General features: G+C 65.9%; 18 protein-coding genes. 8 read left to right on the top strand and 10 right to left on the bottom strand.

The genetic code is table 11. The annotated features are described in order from the left end of the window. Nucleotides 1-80 precede the first annotated feature (80 nt). The 5 genes from ndk to EA472_RS12340 form a co-directional block, all read right to left on the bottom strand. Nucleotides 81-545 carry a nucleoside-diphosphate kinase gene (ndk, locus tag EA472_RS12360; protein WP_124191823.1) on the bottom strand — a complete coding sequence of 155 codons (465 nt, stop codon included), beginning with the start codon at nucleotides 543-545 and terminating at the stop codon, nucleotides 81-83. Then, nucleotides 542-1,090: a 50S ribosomal protein L24e gene (locus tag EA472_RS12355; protein WP_124191822.1), complete on the bottom strand. Its 549-nt coding sequence runs from the start codon at nucleotides 1,088-1,090 to the stop codon at nucleotides 542-544. Before EA472_RS12355 ends, ndk begins: the two co-directional genes overlap by 4 nt. A 4-nt stretch (nucleotides 1,091-1,094) precedes the next feature. After that, nucleotides 1,095-1,319 carry a 30S ribosomal protein S28e gene (locus EA472_RS12350; RefSeq protein WP_006064297.1) on the bottom strand — a complete coding sequence of 75 codons (225 nt, stop codon included), beginning with the start codon at nucleotides 1,317-1,319 and terminating at the stop codon, nucleotides 1,095-1,097. A gap of 11 nt (nucleotides 1,320-1,330) precedes the next feature. Beyond that, the gene (gene rpl7ae / locus EA472_RS12345) at nucleotides 1,331-1,693 is read right to left on the bottom strand and encodes a 50S ribosomal protein L7Ae (RefSeq protein WP_124191821.1); all 363 of its coding nucleotides are present in this window, start codon (nucleotides 1,691-1,693) and stop codon (nucleotides 1,331-1,333) included. A gap of 297 nt (nucleotides 1,694-1,990) precedes the next feature. Further along, entirely contained in the window at nucleotides 1,991-2,350 is a 360-nt protein-coding gene (locus EA472_RS12340; protein WP_124191820.1) for a hypothetical protein, read from the bottom strand. Nucleotides 2,351-2,704: 354 nt separating this feature from the next. Between EA472_RS12340 and tmcA the strand changes: the two genes are divergently transcribed. After that, entirely contained in the window at nucleotides 2,705-5,077 is a 2,373-nt protein-coding gene (tmcA, locus tag EA472_RS12335; protein WP_124191819.1) for a tRNA(Met) cytidine acetyltransferase TmcA, read from the top strand. A 30-nt stretch (nucleotides 5,078-5,107) separates the two neighbouring features. On the opposite strand, the gene EA472_RS12330 is transcribed toward tmcA, so the two are convergent. After that, nucleotides 5,108-5,830, bottom strand: coding sequence for an SDR family NAD(P)-dependent oxidoreductase (locus EA472_RS12330; protein ID WP_124191818.1), 723 nt, complete (start codon nucleotides 5,828-5,830; stop codon nucleotides 5,108-5,110). Between the two features lie 180 nt (nucleotides 5,831-6,010). On the opposite strand from EA472_RS12330, the gene EA472_RS12325 reads away from it, so the two are divergent. Both EA472_RS12325 and EA472_RS12320 read left to right on the top strand, forming a co-directional pair. Then, nucleotides 6,011-6,682 carry a hypothetical protein gene (locus EA472_RS12325; protein ID WP_124191817.1) on the top strand — a complete coding sequence of 224 codons (672 nt, stop codon included), beginning with the start codon at nucleotides 6,011-6,013 and terminating at the stop codon, nucleotides 6,680-6,682. 112 nt (nucleotides 6,683-6,794) lie between these two features. Further along, nucleotides 6,795-7,280: a DUF456 domain-containing protein gene (locus EA472_RS12320; protein ID WP_124191816.1), complete on the top strand. Its 486-nt coding sequence runs from the start codon at nucleotides 6,795-6,797 to the stop codon at nucleotides 7,278-7,280. A gap of 12 nt (nucleotides 7,281-7,292) precedes the next feature. Here EA472_RS12320 and EA472_RS12315 read toward each other — a convergent pair whose 3' ends face one another. Then, entirely contained in the window at nucleotides 7,293-8,519 is a 1,227-nt protein-coding gene (locus tag EA472_RS12315) for an RNA-guided endonuclease InsQ/TnpB family protein (RefSeq protein ID WP_124191815.1), read from the bottom strand. A 153-nt stretch (nucleotides 8,520-8,672) separates the two neighbouring features. Between EA472_RS12315 and EA472_RS22540 the strand changes: the two genes are divergently transcribed. Together EA472_RS22540 and EA472_RS12310 are read left to right on the top strand one after the other, a co-directional pair. Further along, the gene (locus EA472_RS22540) at nucleotides 8,673-8,837 is read left to right on the top strand and encodes a hypothetical protein (RefSeq protein WP_165874880.1); all 165 of its coding nucleotides are present in this window, start codon (nucleotides 8,673-8,675) and stop codon (nucleotides 8,835-8,837) included. A 244-nt stretch (nucleotides 8,838-9,081) separates the two neighbouring features. Beyond that, entirely contained in the window at nucleotides 9,082-9,990 is a 909-nt protein-coding gene (locus EA472_RS12310; RefSeq protein WP_124191814.1) for a carboxypeptidase-like regulatory domain-containing protein, read from the top strand. Between the two features lie 45 nt (nucleotides 9,991-10,035). Here the strand turns inward: EA472_RS12310 and EA472_RS12305 are convergent, their stop codons facing one another. Then, a complete protein-coding gene (locus tag EA472_RS12305; protein WP_124191813.1) occupies nucleotides 10,036-11,754 on the bottom strand; it encodes a glutamate--tRNA ligase in 1,719 nt (572 codons plus the stop codon). 128 nt (nucleotides 11,755-11,882) lie between these two features. On the opposite strand from EA472_RS12305, the gene EA472_RS12300 reads away from it, so the two are divergent. The 3 genes from EA472_RS12300 to nikR all read left to right on the top strand — a co-directional run bounded on the left by EA472_RS12300 (nucleotide 11,883) and on the right by nikR (nucleotide 12,955). Beyond that, on the top strand, nucleotides 11,883-12,092 hold the full coding sequence (locus tag EA472_RS12300; RefSeq protein WP_124191812.1) for a hypothetical protein: 210 nt from the start codon (nucleotides 11,883-11,885) through the stop codon (nucleotides 12,090-12,092). A gap of 99 nt (nucleotides 12,093-12,191) precedes the next feature. Next, nucleotides 12,192-12,407: a hypothetical protein gene (locus EA472_RS12295; RefSeq protein WP_124191811.1), complete on the top strand. Its 216-nt coding sequence runs from the start codon at nucleotides 12,192-12,194 to the stop codon at nucleotides 12,405-12,407. A 119-nt stretch (nucleotides 12,408-12,526) separates the two neighbouring features. Then, a complete protein-coding gene (nikR, locus tag EA472_RS12290) occupies nucleotides 12,527-12,955 on the top strand; it encodes a nickel-responsive transcriptional regulator NikR (RefSeq protein WP_124191810.1) in 429 nt (142 codons plus the stop codon). 163 nt (nucleotides 12,956-13,118) lie between these two features. Here nikR and EA472_RS12285 read toward each other — a convergent pair whose 3' ends face one another. After that, on the bottom strand, nucleotides 13,119-13,892 hold the full coding sequence (locus EA472_RS12285) for an ABC transporter permease (RefSeq protein ID WP_124191809.1): 774 nt from the start codon (nucleotides 13,890-13,892) through the stop codon (nucleotides 13,119-13,121). Next, nucleotides 13,889-14,902, bottom strand: coding sequence for an ABC transporter ATP-binding protein (locus EA472_RS12280; RefSeq protein WP_124191808.1), 1,014 nt, complete (start codon nucleotides 14,900-14,902; stop codon nucleotides 13,889-13,891). Before EA472_RS12280 ends, EA472_RS12285 begins: the two co-directional genes overlap by 4 nt. Nucleotides 14,903-15,021: the final 119 nt, after the last annotated feature.

The raw sequence follows: 15,021 nt of genomic DNA, 5'->3' as shown, positions 1-15,021 counted from the left end.
ACGTCTACCTAGAACGATACCTGTATTATATACTTCACGAACGGGAGTGGTCAAAATGGCCGGTCGCGAGCCGAGACGGGTTACTCGTAGAGCCAGCCAGCGTCGTGCTGATCGTAGTCGGCGAGTTCGTCCTCGTCGAAGTGGATCGCGATCTCGCGTTCGTTCGCACCCTCGTCTTCGTGGTCGGCAGCGTGAACGACGTTGCGTCCCAGATCGAGTGCGTAGTCGCCGCGGATCGTTCCTGGAGCGGCCTCGAGCGGATCGGTCTCGCCGATCATCTGGCGGACCTGGCGCGTCGCGTCCTGTCCCTCCCAGACCATCGGCACGACGGGCCCGGAGGTGATGAACTCGACGAGATCGTCGTAGAACGGTTTGTCCTCGTGTTCGCTGTAGTGCTCTTCGGCTCGCTCGCGGGGCATCGTCTCGACTTTGATGCCGACGAGTTTGAGACCGCGATCCTCGAGCCGGGAGATGACCTCGCCGACGAGTCCGCGCGCGAACGCGTCCGGCTTGACCATCACGAAGGTTCGCTCGTGATCGCTCATCGGTCCTCGTCCTCCTCGTCTTCCTCGTCGGAAGCCTCGGATTCAGCGACTTCGTCGGCGTCGGATCCGTCCTCGGCATCTTCTTCGCCACCTTCGGTGTCCTCAAGGTCGCCGTCGTCGGCTTCCTCAGCTTCGTCCTCGACGGATTCGTCCTCGACGTCCTCGAGGTCACCGTCGTCGGCTTCCTCGGCTTCGCCCTCGAGGGGTTCGCTCTCGGCGACGTCTTCGTCGCCTGCGGGTTCGGTTTCGTCGTCGGCGTCGTCGTCGATCGCCGTTTCGGGTTCGAGGTCCTCGTCCGCGTCAGCTTCGACGACCTCGTCCTGGTCGGCTTCCTCGTCGGCGGTCGCGTCGACCTCGACGGGACCCTTGCCGGCCCGTCCCTCCGCCGTCCACTCGAGGTCGCGCGGTTCGCGACCGAGCTTGTAGTTTTTCTCCGCCTTCGAGTCGACGAAGTGGAGCACGGTGCCGTCGTTGCGGACGTACATGATGCCCGTGCCGGGTTCGATCTCTTCCCCGGTGTAGTCGCAGGTTCGTTTCTCGACCATTGTGCTATTGTCCTCCGATGGAGTCGGCCTCGCGTGCGGTCTCGCGGAGCTGGAGTACGTCGCCCTCGCGAACCGGCCCGAGGCAGTTGCGGGTGATGATGCGTCCCTGGTTCTCGCCCTCCTTGATTCGGCATTTGACCTGCATGGCTTCGCCGTGCATGCCGGTCTTGCCGACGATCTCGATGACCTCGGCGGGCGTAGAGCCGCTTTCTTCCTCTTCAGCGCTCATCTCTGATCACCTCAGTCGAGATCCTCGACCTTGTCGGCGATGTCTTCGACGTCGCCGGAGGCCTCTCCGGAGTCGACGATCGCCGCGGCGGCCGAGCCGACCTCGAGGCCGGCCGCGTGACCGACGTCGTCCTGGGTCTCGATGAAGACCACGGGAATGCCTTTTTCGTCCGCGAGCTCGGGGAGGTGCATCACGATCTCCTCGGGCGAGACGTCCTCGGCGACGTAGACGAGGTCGGCGTTGCCGCGCTCGATCGCTTTCGTCGTTTCGTTTGTTCCTTTCTTTACTCGGCCCGTGTCTCGGGCGACCTCGAGCGCCTCGAGGGCGTCGTCGGCGAGGTCGGCTGGGATGTCGGTGGTTACGTAGACTGACATTGGTTGTTCACCTCTCCTACGCGTGGGCTCGCGCTCCCCTGCCGTCCGGAAACTGGGTTCCGGGCCGAACGGAGTTCGGCGGAAGTCCTGTGAGGCTAGGAGCATCATCAACCCCGCGTAGGGTGTAGTTCCGAGTAGCGTTGCCCCCCTTAAAAGCGTGTTCAAACGGTCGGGTGGGTGTCAATGAGAGGCATAGTGAGTCAATACCGGACTGACGTCCAAATGAGGTGAACGAAAACGATGAGATCGCACCAACAGTACCGCAAGGAGTGCGAGCAAACCTCACCGTATCGACATTCACCGGTCGAGTATTGTCACGGCGAAATAGTACAACGCCACGGTAGCGAAGAACGTACTCAGGAGGAGCTGACTTGAGTGGGGTTTCAGGACGTAGCCCGCACTAATGATGCCAGCGCTGCCTGTATATACCACAACCGCGTAGCGTGGATAAGTTAGCACATCGCTCATAAGTATCAGTGCCAATATGATTGTGAAGAGATACACCGCGAACCCAGGATCTGCGACGACTGCGACCACGCCATCGGTAAGATACTTCTCGTAGTGACCGACAGCCGTCCAGGTCGTTACGGCACCGATGCCGAATAGCCACAGCGCAAGTCCGATATTCCGGCTTTTCGTCCTCAAGAAGCGATACATTGATGATCGATTTCGCTATGAGGACGACTTCGCAACCACACCTCACGAAAGCGTTCCAGCCACCGATATGTTCTCATTCTCAGTTCTTATTCCAACTCAGCATAACGTAGTTATTTGCATTGGTTTCTATTCTCGCGCTCGTCAACGACAGCCCCTTACTCAATCGCGTAGGCGACCGTACGTTGGCCTCTCACAACCAATAGTTGAAGCGAGCGACTATTGCAATACTCACTCACCGCTCCTGTTCGAGCAACCAGGACGCTCGGTGCTGGCTGTCGAGTGGAGGGCGGAAGTGCAGTGATCTTCGACGAGTACGATATATAACCCGCCTTTCCGTACTGTAACTCAACGAAATTGCACGTAGGTACTACCGTCGCTACCGCGCTCACCGAGGAGGCGAGCCGTAACAACGAGCGTCGACTCCTGGTGCTCGCCGGCGATCGCGAACTCGGATACGACGCACTCGAGAGGATTCTCGACCACCTCCCCGTCGCTATAACCGACACGACGCTCGTCGGACCCGACGATCGGCTGCGCTGTGAGCACCTCGAGCAGGCCCGCGCGGGGACACTCCTCGGGACGACCCGGGAGGTCGTCGCGCTCGACGCCCACGCCGGGCTTCGCCCCAACGCGCTGGGGAAAGCCGTCGGAGCGGTCGACGGGGGCGGTCTCCTCGTTCTGCTCGTCCCGTCGCTCGCGGACTGGCCCGCCCGGCGGGGCGCGTTCGACGAGTCGCTGGCCGTTCCGCCGTTCGAACTCGCCGACGTCACCGGTCGCTTTCGGCGGCGACTCGTGGAGACGCTCCGAGCCCACCGCGGCGTCGCGATCGTCGACCTCGATGGCGGGCGGATCGAGGCCGACGGGTTGACGCGACCGGCCCCGACGCGGAGCGACGTCCGCGAGGAAATCGGGATTCCGCCCGACGCGCGGTTCCCCCCCGACGCGTACGAGGCGTGTCGCACGGCCGATCAGGCGGACGCCGTCTCGGCGCTCGAGTCGTTGCTGCCGGCGAGCGACGGCGGCGGGGACGCAGGCGGAGCGGGCGGCGAGCACTCCAAGCGGGCCGTCGTCCTCGAGGCCGACCGCGGCCGCGGAAAGTCGAGCGCGGCGGGGCTGGCCGCGGGAGCGCTCGCCGCCGACGGCGCGGACGTGCTCGTCACCGCGCCGGGATGGCGAAACGCTCGAGAGGTGTTCGAGCGGGCGCGAGCGCTGTGCGAGACGCTCGAGGCGACGACGACCGTCGACGAGCGGCGAATCGAGACGGCGACCGGGGGGCGGGTGCGATTTGCCGAGCCCGCCGCCGCGGCGGCCGAACTCGAGGCTGCGGACGTCGCGATCGTCGACGAGGCGGCGGCGCTTCCCGTCGCCCGGCTCGAGTCGTTTCTCGCGGCCGACCGGATCGCGTTCGCGACGACGATCCACGGCTACGAGGGCGCGGGTCGAGGATTCTCGGTTCGGTTTCGCGACCGGCTCGCCGAGAGCGACCACGCGGTCGAGGAGCGCACGCTCGTCGATCCGATCCGGTACGCCGCCGGCGATCCCGTCGAGGTGTGGGCGTTTCGCGCGCTCTTGCTCGACGCGCGGCCGCCGGTCGCCCCGCTCGTGGACGACGCGGATCCCGAAACCGTCGACTACCGCCGCCTCGAGCCCGACGCACTGCTTGCGGACGAACCGCTCCTGCGCGAGACGTTCGGGCTGCTCGTGCTGGCGCACTACCGGACCGAGCCGAACGACCTCGCGCGGCTGCTCGACGCGCCCAACCTCGAGGTGCGCGCGCTGATCCACGACGGCCACGTCGTGGGCGTCGCGCTGCTGGCCCGAGAAGGAAACCTCCCGCGCGCGACGCGCGCCGAGATGTACGAGGGGGGACGCGTCCGGGGGAACATGCTCCCGGACGTGCTCACGAGCCAGCTTCGGGACGAGTCGGCGGGCGAGCCGGCCGGCCTGCGCGTCGTCCGGATCGCGATTCACCCCGCGGTTCGCTCGCGTGGGCTCGGCTCGCACCTCCTCGAGCGCGTCCGCGAGGAGTTCGCCGGCGCGCGTTCGAACGGGGGCGGGTCCGGCGCTGAATCCGACGGTATCGACGCCGCACCCGACGGAGCCGAGGCCGTCGACTGGCTCGGCACCGGCTTCGGCGCGACGCCGGAGCTACTCGAATTCTGGCGCGAGAGCGGCTACCGGACGATCCACGTCTCGACCACGCGAAACGACGCCAGCGGCGAGCACTCGGCGCTCATGCTCGAGCCGACGAGTGCGGCCGGCGAGGCGATCCACGACCGACACGCCGAGTGGTTCGTCCGCCGGTTCCCCGCGCTGTGTACCGACTCGCTCGCGGACCTCGAGCCCGACGTCGTCCGCGAAGTCCTCCGGAGCGTGGACGAAGACGCCGCCCCGCCGCTCGAGGTGACCGATCACGAGTGGCGCGTCGTCGCCGGTGCGGCGTACGGCCCCGGACTGTACGACGTCGATCCCGGCCCGTTTCGCGCCCTCGTCGTGCGGTACTTCCTGACGAACCCCGAGCGCGTCGAGTTGAGCGACCGCGAGGAGCGGTTGCTGGTCCTGCGGGTTCTGCAGGGCCGCGACTGGTCGTCGGTCGCGGACCGCCTCGAGTACCCGTCGGCGAGACAGTGCATGCGAGCGCTGGGAGCGGCGGTCCGCCCGCTGGTCGATCGGTACGGCACCGAAGCGGCGCTCGAGGTTCGCGATCGGTTCGACGGGACAAATTGAACGCCCACCGGCGAAGTAGCCGAATCGACCTCAACCGATCACTCGCCGTAACAGGGGTTCCGGCATCGCTTTCAGCAGCCAGGCCACGAGTCGCCAGCGCCGCGTCACGTAGGCGTGATCGCGCTCTCGGTCGATCGCTCGAGCGATCTGGCGCGCGGCGGTCTCGGGCGAGGCCACCCAGAACAGGTCCTCGCCCATCGCCATCTCGGTGTCGACGAAGCCGGGCTCGACGGTCGTGACCGTCACGTCGGTCGCGCGGCCGGCCTGGCGGTGGCGCAATCCCTCGAGGTACGTCGAGACGAACGCCTTCGAAGCGTTGTACGCCGGCGCGCCGGGATTACCGAAGACCGCGCCGACCGAGGAGATGCCGACCAGGTGTCCGCCGCCGGTCGACTCGAAGTGCTCCATCGCCGCGGTCGCGATCGCGACGAATCCGCGAACGTTGACGTCGATCGTCTCCCGTTCCGGCCCCCACTCGAGGTCCCGGTTCAGGTGGCCGACGCCGGCGCTGATGACGACCAGATCGACCGACTCCATCGCGCTCGCGAGTTCGAAAAATCCCTCGCGGGCGTCTTCGGCGTCCGTGAGGTCCATCGTCGCGACCGCGGCGCGGGTCGGCAACTCCGCGCCGATCCGTTTCATCCGCTCCCGTCGTCGGGCGGCCAGTCCGACCTCGTAGCCGTCGTCGGCGAGCGCTCGGGCCAGCGCCTCGCCGATCCCGGAGGACGCGCCGACGATGATGGCTCGCTGCATACGGGTCCGTTTTCCAACGGACGTCATAACGGTGCTGATAGGGTTGGGGCGACGTCGTCTACGCAACCGCTCGTCGCCGGAATTCTGACGCTGATCGTTGCCGGAACCGACGCTCGTTCGTCGGCGAAAACAGATTGCCGATCCGACATCTATACGGGACTGCTCGAGAAACCGCCGTGCATGTCCCCGCCCTCCATTCATCGATTCGCGTTCTCCGTGAGCGCCATCCTGCTGGCAACAGCCCTCGCGTTCAGCGTCGTCGGCCTCGCCGGCCCGCCGTCGCTTTCGGCGACCGAGTTCGATCCCGAAACCGACCACGCAGAACTCGCGAGCGCTCCGAACATCCACGACGCGGATCGCGGGAGCCCGCCGAGAGACGACGTCCGGGAAGCGTTCGAGGCCGCGACAGACGACGGCCACTACGAGGGGACGATTCCGAACGCCTCCACGACGTACTCGTTCCTCTGGAACGACCGTTACGAGTTCGTCCGCTTCGAGGGGACGTTCTACGAGTTCGAAGCCAACGTCGACGGGGAGTCGATCGTCGTCGAAGCCGACGAACGCAGTTCCGAATCCGTCGCGGACGAACTCGCGGTCAGCCTCGAGAACGCGTCGGCTCCCGCGCGGGAAGCGATCGAAACCGGCGAGCCGGTCGAGGCCCCGGATGGAAATCCGGAATCGTCGATCGTCGTGGACGACGGCACCTACTACGTGCTGACGCTCGGACACGGCTCCGGCGGATCGGTCGGAGTGTGGTCGGTGATCGTCGCTGTCGCGATTCTCGTCGTCGGCGTCGTCGGCGTCGCCACCGTCGGCGGGACCCTCTGGCTCCGCAGACGCCGAGGGACGTGACCGGGACGACCGATCGCGGTCGGTGAACGAGTTACTCGTTGCACGCACTCGAGCGAGCGGCCGGATCGATGAGAACAACAGGTCTTTGGCTCGATGCGCCGTCGGCTCACGTATGGTCGAGGTGGTTGCGATCCTCGCGATCGCGCTGTTAGTCGTCGGCGTCGTCGGAACGGTGGTTCCCCTCGTCCCCGGCGGGCTGCTTTCGCTCTCCGGCGTCTACCTCTACTGGTGGCACTCCGGGTTCGCCGAGCCCGGCACGGTCGCGCTCGTCGTCCTGACGGTGCTCGGCGTCGTCACCCTGCTCGCGGAGTTCTTCGGGGGCTCGATCGCCGCACGCGCCGGCGGCGCGTCCTGGGTGACGACCGGGAGCGCCGCCGTCGTCGGGATCGCGCTGATGATCGTTACCGGACCGGTGGGACTGCTCGTCGGGCTCTTCGGGACCGTCTTCGTCCTCGAGTACGTCCGCGACGGCGACGCCGGACACAGCGCTCGCTCGGCTCTCTACGCGACGGTCGGCATCCTCGCGTCGACGGCGGTGCAGGTGCTGTTGACGCTGTCGATCCTATTCGGATTCCTCGTCGCCGTCTTCCTCCTGTGAATCGCCTCGGGGTCAAGCCCCGAGACTTCCTGCTTCGACGACGCGCTTTGCAGACACCTGAGTGGTGTCCGTAGGGAGCGCAGTCTCCACAGACGTGGATTCGGGCCATCCCAGCCCTAACTCAGAAAAGCCGCGTTGAAGGACGTTCATCGCTGCGTTCGCGTCACGGTCACACGCAAACCCACACGACGGACAGGAGTGTTCGCGTACCCAGATGGGCTTCGCCGTCTCCACACCACACGACGCGCACTCTTTCGTCGTTCCAGAGGCTTCGACCTGCACGACGTGAGTGCCGTACAATCGTGCTTTGTATTCGAGGAGGGTGATGAACTGTCGCCACGCCGCGTCCTGCTTGTTCCGGGCGTTGTGCGACTGCTCCAACATCCCCTTCACGTTCAAGTCCTCAACAAATACCGCGTCGTACTCACGGACGAGCCACGTCGTAATCTTGTGCTGATAGTCCAGCACCTTCCGGCGGATGTGACGCTTGACCTTCGCCACTTCCTGACGCTGTTTCTCGTAGTTGTTCGACCCTTTCTGCTTCCGCGAGAGTGTGCGCTGTTCGCGGCGGAGTCGCTCGTACTCGTCTTCGAGGTCGAGCCAGTCCACGGTCTTCCCGTCCGACGTGTGGACGTAGTTGAGGATGCCGAGGTCAACCCCAACGCTGTTGCTCGCGTCGAGCGAATCCACGTCGGGCTTCTCGGGCAGGTCAGCCTCATCGGTTTCCAGTCCGAAGGAGACGAACCAGTCGCCGGTCGTTTCTTTCTTGACTGTGACTTCCTTGATGTCTGCTTCGTTGGGGATGTTGCGGTGGTATCGGATGGGGATGTCGCCGATTTTGGAGAGCCAGAGTGTCGCACGTCGGCCACTCGTGTTTTTGAGTTCGAAGCCAGACTGCGAGTACGTCATACTCTGGAACTCCTTCGGCGACTTCCATTTCAGCTCACCTACCTTGTTTCCGTTCGCCTTCTGGTCAGAGAGGTTCGAGAGGTTGTCGTAGAACCGTGTGACGGTTTTCTGGAGTGCTTTCGAATGAATCTCTGTGAACACAGGGTACTCATCTTTCCAGTCGGTGAGGCGGTCGTGATGCTTGTACGCTGAGCCGATGTTGGCGGCGTCAACGTGTTCGTACTCGTACAGAGTGTAGTTGTACGCTTGGCGATGAACGTCGATGTGGTAGTCCAGTCGTACCGCTACCTGTTGTGTCGGGTAGGCAGGGTAGCGGTGACTGTATTCCATCGCCGCCTGTCGATTCGAGACGTGTCTACTTATTGGTTTGTATCATAGCCTATCGGATTCAACCCCGGGGTCAAGCCCCGGGGCATTCTCCTATACTGCTTGTAAACGCGCGTCGAGGGAAATACTGAACTTCCGGCCCGCGGTCGATTCCGTATGGACTGCTCGGAGGACGACTGCGGTCGGTCCGCGGTCGTCGAACTGCACATCCCCTGGGACGACAACCGGCTCGTCTGTGCCGCTCACGCCCGCGTGCTCGGCCGCCAGGACGGCGTCGTCGCCGATCCGCTCCCGGACAGCGCAGACGACCTGCTCGAGTGACGAGCCGAGGTTCCGTCCTCGAGCGTCGTCGGCTCGACCATCGTGGGCCGAGACCGGTGATGGTTCGAGCGCCGCAGTTTCGAACGATGGTGCCGTTTCGATCGTCGTTCGGTCGAGCCCCTGGGCACCGACCGATTCCCGCTCGGACTGACTCTCTCCTCGATTGTATTGTCACGATTACCGATCGTTACTCGTTTCGGAAAGCCTATGCTCGGATGTTCGAAGAAGTCCGGGTGATCACTCCATGACGAACGATCGGCGAACGTTTCTGAATCGCGTCGGTCTCGCGGGCGGGGCGTTGGTGGTCGGGCCGACGACGGTCAGCTGGACGACGACGGCGACGGCGTCGGAAGACGATGCACGGGTTTCCGGAACGATCTCGTACTTCGGCGAACCGGTCGAGGACGCGGTGGCGTCCGTCGGGCCGAACTCCGATACGACGGACGAAGACGGCACCTACGAAATCGTCATCGACGCCGCCGAACTCGAGGGAGACGAGGTCGGCAAAATCGGTTCGACCGTTCTCGAGGTGAGCGCCGACGGCTACGCCGACGAGCGGAGAGCGGTGGCGGTCGCGCCCGGCGGATCGATCACCGCGGACGTGTCGCTCGAGCGCGAGTGGGGCGACGACGTGGGCGAACTCCAGGTGTACGCCACCGAGGTCGGCGGCGGCGAGACGATCCCGTGTCGCGTCAGGGTCTACGGCGACGACGAGTACTACGCGGACGCGCCGGAGGGTGCGATTCCCGACTCGAGCACGTGGAGCCGAGGGTTCCGGGTGAGCGAGGGCTGGTGGGAGGTTCGCGTCAGCGACGCTCCCGGATACGACGACGGTTACGCGGAGGTGTACGTCGCGGCCGGAACGTCGGAGCTCGCGTGGGTCGAACTCGAGGAGGGCGACCGCGAGATCCCCGAGACGGGACGCCTGCGCGGAATCGTCACCGACGAGGACGGCGATCCGATCGAGAACGCCGGGCTTCGCGTCGGCGGCAAATCGTTCACGACGGACGGCAACGGCGAGTTCGAGACCGACCTCGAGCACGGCCGACACTCCGTCGTGGCCGTCGCGGACGGCTACGACGTGCGTCGCGGGACCGTCACCGTTCGATTCGGCCGCACGACGGAGCTTGCCGTCTCGCTCGAGTCGACGTAACGGCCCGTCGAAGCCGAAAAGCCGCGAATTAGTGGGGACCGAACGTCAGGGGTGGGCGTAGTAGGCTACCGTCTCGTCGTCCTCGTGACGATCCACGCGGGCGAAGCCGACGCGCTCGAACTGGACGACCTCGTCGGCCTCGAGCTCGGCGACGGCCGGTTCCGCGCGACCGGAGACGTCGCCGTCCATCGTCCGCATTCTGACGGGGACGCTCTCGCGAGCGGGCACCCAGTGGACGACGTCGACGTCGCCATCGCGGACCACGTCGATGTCCTCGCCCGTGTACTGGAGCGTATCGCGGGTGTACTGGAAACAGCCCAGCCCCTTGAGCCAGACGCGCTCCTCGCGGGCCGGAACGTCGTCGGGCTCGAGGAGCACGGCGTCGCCGACCGGGATCTCGCGGACGCCGCGGCTCTCGTGGTCGGGGTGCAACGGTGGGTTCGCTTCGTCGGGCGGGCTCCCGCCGAGCGGGAGCTGGTTGCCCTCGCGAACGAGGAACCGCCGGTCGGTGTCGTCGTCGATCAGCTCGCGGTTGTTGGCGTAGACGGCGCTCATCGCGAGGTCGACGTCGCTGGTCGAGGTGCCGAGTTCGACCATCGCGTCGACGATCGCTTCTCCGCGGATTCCCCGCCGTCGGAGGCTCGAGAGCGTCGGTGCGCTCGGATCGTCCCAGCCGTCGAGTTCCCCCTCCTCGATCAGCGCGGCGATCGTCGACGTGCTCACTTTCACGTCGTAGGCGTCGATCTGGACGTGTCCCCAGTGGACGACCTCGGGATACTCCCAGTCGAAGTAGTCGTAGACGAACCGCTGTCGTTTCGCGGAGTCCTGCAGGTCGATTCCGCGGACGATGTGGGTGATGCCGAGGAGGTGATCGTCGACGCCCGACTGGAAGTCGAGCATCGGCCAGCAGCGGTACTCGCTTGCCTCCTCGCGCGGGTGAGGCGTATCGATCATGCGGAAGGCGACCCAGTCGCGTAGCGCCGGATTCTTGTGCTCGATGTCCGTTTTCACGCGAAGGACCAGCTCGCCGCTTTCGTACTCGCCGTCGATCATCTCCTCGAACTCCGCGAGCACCGTTTCGGAATCCTTGTCGCGGTGGGGACACGGCTCGCCGGCGTTTTTCAGCTCCGAGAACTCCTCGCCGGGACACGAGCAGGTGTACGCCCCGCCGAGTTCGATCAGCTCCCGGGCGTGATCGTAGTACGTCTCGAGGCGGTCGCTCGCCCGGTAGATCTCGTCGGGTTCGAAGCCGAGGTACTCGAGGTCCTCGAGGATCGCGTCGTAGGCGTCGAGGTCGGGCCGTTTCGTCTCGGGATCGGTGTCGTCGAACCGGACGCAGAACCAGCCGTCGTAGCGGTCGCGGTAGGTGCCGATGACTGCCGGCATCCGAGCGTGGCCCACGTGCCACGGGCCGTTGGGGTTCGGCGCACACCGCATTCGAATCTCTTCGTGCTCCGCTGCGTTGGGTAGCGAGGGCAGGTCGTGTTCGTCTTCCTCGTCCCCGGCCTCGATCTCGGCGAGTTCCTCGGGGGCGAGCTCCTCGAGTCGCTCGCGTTTCTCCTCGTAGGAGAGGTCGTTGACGCGGCCGACGACGCCGCCGGCGACGCCCGGAATCCGGTCGCCGTGCTGGCGGAAGTCAGGGTTGTCGCCCATCAGCGGCCCCATGATGGCGCCGACGTCGGCGTCGCTTTCGTGTTTGACGGCGTTCAACAGCGCGTGCTTTTCGGCCTCGCGCTCGACGCGCTCGCGCAACTCGTCGTTCATTGGGGAGGGATATTCGCGCCCCGACCAAAACCCCCGCGGTGTCGTCCCGCGAATCGGCCGCTCGAATCCTCGCGGCCGTGGCGCACTCAGGCACGTCCCTTAACGCGCCGCGACGCCGACGTCCGCCGATGAACGTTCCGACCGACCGACTCCTGCTCATGCTCGTCGTCGCGACCGGGTTCGCGATCCTCGTCGGCGGGTGGGCCGCAGCGCTCGTCCACGCCGAAGCGACCGGCTGGGAAGAACTCGCACTCCGGGCCGGCATCGGGGCCACGTTCTTCCTCGTCTTGCTCGGCGCGTGGAGCGTGTTCACCGGAATCGATCGAGAAACCGCCTGACGGGCGTTCCGATTCTTCTCGGCCGCAGTTCGCGTCCGTTCCCGGTCCGGGACGCTCCGGAGGACAACAGTTATATACACGACTAATCATGTATTTTAAATGGTCGACGGGGGGACGGATCGATTGATGGTCGAGTGTGCGGCGTGCGGATCGGTGTACGCCGCGCGAGAACGAGAGGACGGCGATCCGCGGCCGATCGGGAAACCGCAGGGATGTGAGTGCGGCGGCACGGATTTCGTCAGGCTGAGCGACGACGCGATCCTCGAGAACGACGAGGACGAACCGCTCGAGCGCGGCGACGAATACGAACGCTAACGCGACGCACGTCGCACGGACGGCGTCTGGGGCCGCGGTTCGCGACTGCGCGGCGCGCGACGACGCCGGCGTTCGGACCGATGATAAGCCTTAATAGATTTTCGCCGCCGAGTTATTACATGGCAGTCGTAAGCATCTCCATGCCGGACGAACTCCTCGATCGGCTCGACGAGTTCGCCGACGAGCACGGCTACACCGGCCGGAGCGAAGTCGTCAGGGAGGCGTCGCGAAAACTACTCGGGGAGTTCGAAGACACCCGTCTCGAGGATCGGGACCTGATGGGGATCGTCACGGTGCTGTTCGATTACGAGACGACGAGCGTCGAAGAGCGGATGATGCACCTCCGCCACGAGCACGAGGAACTCGTCGCTTCGAACTTTCACAGTCACGTCGGCGATCACCACTGCATGGAGCTGTTCGTTCTCGAGGGAGACCTCGAGGACATCTCGACGTTCGTCGGCAAGATCAGGGCGACGAAAGACGCGCTGACGGTCGATTACTCCGTTATTCCCGTCGACGACTTCGATCCGATCGCACAGAATCGGTAGTCGAAGTCGCCGATCGTTCGTTGGTCGATACTCGACGACTCGAGCGACCGCCCCGTCGGTTCTTGGACCGCTCGGCGGTCGGATCGGTGGGTGTTCGGCCCGCTCGGCGGTCGGATCGGTCGGCTCTCGGTTCAGCCAGCCGGTGGATCGGTCGGTTTGCGGCTCAGTCGGTTCGCGGAATCGACCGCGCGCCGAGCGCGAACGCGACGACGGCGAGCACCGCCAGCACGCCCAGGTTCGCGAGCGCGGGATCGACGCCCGCGATCGCTCGCGTTCCGTACTCCGGGTACGTCGCCGCTCGCACGCCGCGGGCGAAGTACGTAAGCGGCGAGAGGCCGACCAGCGGCTCGAACCAGCCGGGCAGTTGCTCGAGCGGAACGAACGTCTCCGAGAGGAACAACAGCGGGAGCCCGATCGCGTTGCTGGCGGCGACCGCCCCGTCGCGGGAGTCGGTGTAGCTGCCGAGCATCGCCCCGACCCCGCAAAAGCAGACGACGCCGACGAGGACGTACGGGACGAGTAGCGCCGAGAAGGCGATCCGCGCGCCGGTCAGCGCGATCACCAGAGCGAGGATGAGCAGGCTCGCGATCCCGATGATAACCGCGTTGACGACGGTCTGGGCGAGCAACCACTCCCCCCGCGACAGCGGCGTCGTCGCCAGCTTCTCGAAGCGGTTCCCCTCCCGGTGTCTCGCCACCTCGCTTCCCATCCGCGACAGCGGCGTAAAGAGGACGACGACGGCGAGGTAGCCGGGGACGTAGTAGGCCGCCGGCTCGGCGAACAGTCCGCCCCCGGTCGGATCGGTCCGCACCAGCGCGCCGAAGATGACGATCAGGATCACCGGAAAGAAGAACGTGAAAAAGACCGCCGTTCGGCGGCGTACGAACGATCGCCATCCGGCACCCGTTTCGGACCGGACGCGTCCGACGCGACTCACGCCGTCTCACCCGCTCGTCCGGCGGCTTCGTCCCCGGTCGCGTCCGCACCCTCTCGCTCGTCCGCTTCGAGGTCGCCGGTCCGCTCTCGCTCCGTCTCGTCGGCCAGCGCGAGGTAGACGTCCTCCAGATCAGGCTCGCTCCACGAGAGGCCCGTGTACTCGATTCCGCGCTCCTCGAGGGTGTCGACCAGCCGCCCGATCTCCGCGGGTTCGACACCGGAGACGACGAGCGCACCGTCCTCACGCAGCGTCCGGCGTCCGCCCCCCGCCTCCATCGCGCGCGCCACCGGCTGCTCGAGGAAGTCGAGCGCGCTCGGCTCGGCGTCCGTTTCGATTCGCAGGCGGCTCTCGCCGCCGTGTGTCCGAACGAGATCGTCGGGATCGCCGCAGGCGACGAGCGCGCCGTCCGCGAGCAGTCCGACGCGGTCTGCGAGCCGTTCGGCTTCGACCATGTCGTGGGTGGTGAGGACGACGGTCGTCCCCGCGGTCGCGAGCTCTTCGATCAGCCGCCAGACGGTGCGTCGGCCGGCCGGATCGATCCCCGTCGTCGGCTCGTCGAGAAAGAGCACGTCGGGATCGTTGACCAGCGTCGATCCCACGCAGACCCGCCGCTGTTGACCGCCCGAGAGGTCCTCGTACCACGTTCGGCCCGCGTCGAGGAGTCCCACGTCCGCGAGGACGTCGTCCGGATCGCGAGCGCCGTCGTAGAGTCCCGCGTAGTAGGAGACGAGTTCGCGCGCGGTGAGCCGATCGGGCGGCGAGAACGCTTGCGGAAGGACGCCGAGTCGGTTTCGATCGACGGTCCTCGGGGAGTCGCCGAGCAGTCGAACGCTGCCCGCGTCGGGTTCGGTCGTGCCCGTCATCGCCCGGACGAGCGTCGTCTTTCCGGCCCCGTTCGGACCGATCAGCGCGAACACCTCGCCGCGTTCGACCGACAGCGAGGCCCCCGAGAGGGCGACCGTCTCGCCGTAGGTCTTCTCGAGTCCCTCCGCCACGACGACGGTTTCCATGCGCGCCGGTAGCCACCGGTCGCTGGTAAGAAGTTCGATTCGACCGTCCGGCGTCGCCGTCGCGGGCTCGATCGCTCCCCGGTGTTGCCGTCGCAGGCTCAACCGTTACCGACACGTCC

This window comes from Natrarchaeobius oligotrophus (assembly GCF_003841465.1).
In the GTDB taxonomy this organism is placed as follows: domain Archaea; phylum Halobacteriota; class Halobacteria; order Halobacteriales; family Natrialbaceae; genus Natrarchaeobius; species Natrarchaeobius oligotrophus.
Note: the sequence above shows the minus strand (reverse complement) of the source record. Positions and strands in the feature narration are given on the sequence as shown.

Bases quoted from the DNA above. Each gene is read 5' to 3' on its own strand.
- ndk (WP_124191823.1), bottom strand. From the start codon at position 545: ATGAGCGATCACGAGCGAACCTTCGTGATGGTCAAGCCGGACGCGTTC.
- EA472_RS12355 (WP_124191822.1), bottom strand. From the start codon at position 1,090: ATGGTCGAGAAACGAACCTGCGACTACACCGGGGAAGAGATCGAACCC.
- EA472_RS12350 (WP_006064297.1), bottom strand. From the start codon at position 1,319: ATGAGCGCTGAAGAGGAAGAAAGCGGCTCTACGCCCGCCGAGGTCATC.
- rpl7ae (WP_124191821.1), bottom strand. From the start codon at position 1,693: ATGTCAGTCTACGTAACCACCGACATCCCAGCCGACCTCGCCGACGAC.
- EA472_RS12340 (WP_124191820.1), bottom strand. From the start codon at position 2,350: ATGTATCGCTTCTTGAGGACGAAAAGCCGGAATATCGGACTTGCGCTG.
- EA472_RS12330 (WP_124191818.1), bottom strand. From the start codon at position 5,830: ATGCAGCGAGCCATCATCGTCGGCGCGTCCTCCGGGATCGGCGAGGCG.
- EA472_RS12325 (WP_124191817.1), top strand. From the start codon at position 6,011: ATGTCCCCGCCCTCCATTCATCGATTCGCGTTCTCCGTGAGCGCCATC.
- EA472_RS12320 (WP_124191816.1), top strand. From the start codon at position 6,795: ATGGTCGAGGTGGTTGCGATCCTCGCGATCGCGCTGTTAGTCGTCGGC.
- EA472_RS12315 (WP_124191815.1), bottom strand. From the start codon at position 8,519: ATGGAATACAGTCACCGCTACCCTGCCTACCCGACACAACAGGTAGCG.
- EA472_RS22540 (WP_165874880.1), top strand. From the start codon at position 8,673: ATGGACTGCTCGGAGGACGACTGCGGTCGGTCCGCGGTCGTCGAACTG.
- EA472_RS12310 (WP_124191814.1), top strand. From the start codon at position 9,082: ATGACGAACGATCGGCGAACGTTTCTGAATCGCGTCGGTCTCGCGGGC.
- EA472_RS12305 (WP_124191813.1), bottom strand. From the start codon at position 11,754: ATGAACGACGAGTTGCGCGAGCGCGTCGAGCGCGAGGCCGAAAAGCAC.
- EA472_RS12300 (WP_124191812.1), top strand. From the start codon at position 11,883: ATGAACGTTCCGACCGACCGACTCCTGCTCATGCTCGTCGTCGCGACC.
- EA472_RS12295 (WP_124191811.1), top strand. From the start codon at position 12,192: ATGGTCGACGGGGGGACGGATCGATTGATGGTCGAGTGTGCGGCGTGC.
- nikR (WP_124191810.1), top strand. From the start codon at position 12,527: ATGGCAGTCGTAAGCATCTCCATGCCGGACGAACTCCTCGATCGGCTC.
- EA472_RS12280 (WP_124191808.1), bottom strand. From the start codon at position 14,902: ATGGAAACCGTCGTCGTGGCGGAGGGACTCGAGAAGACCTACGGCGAG.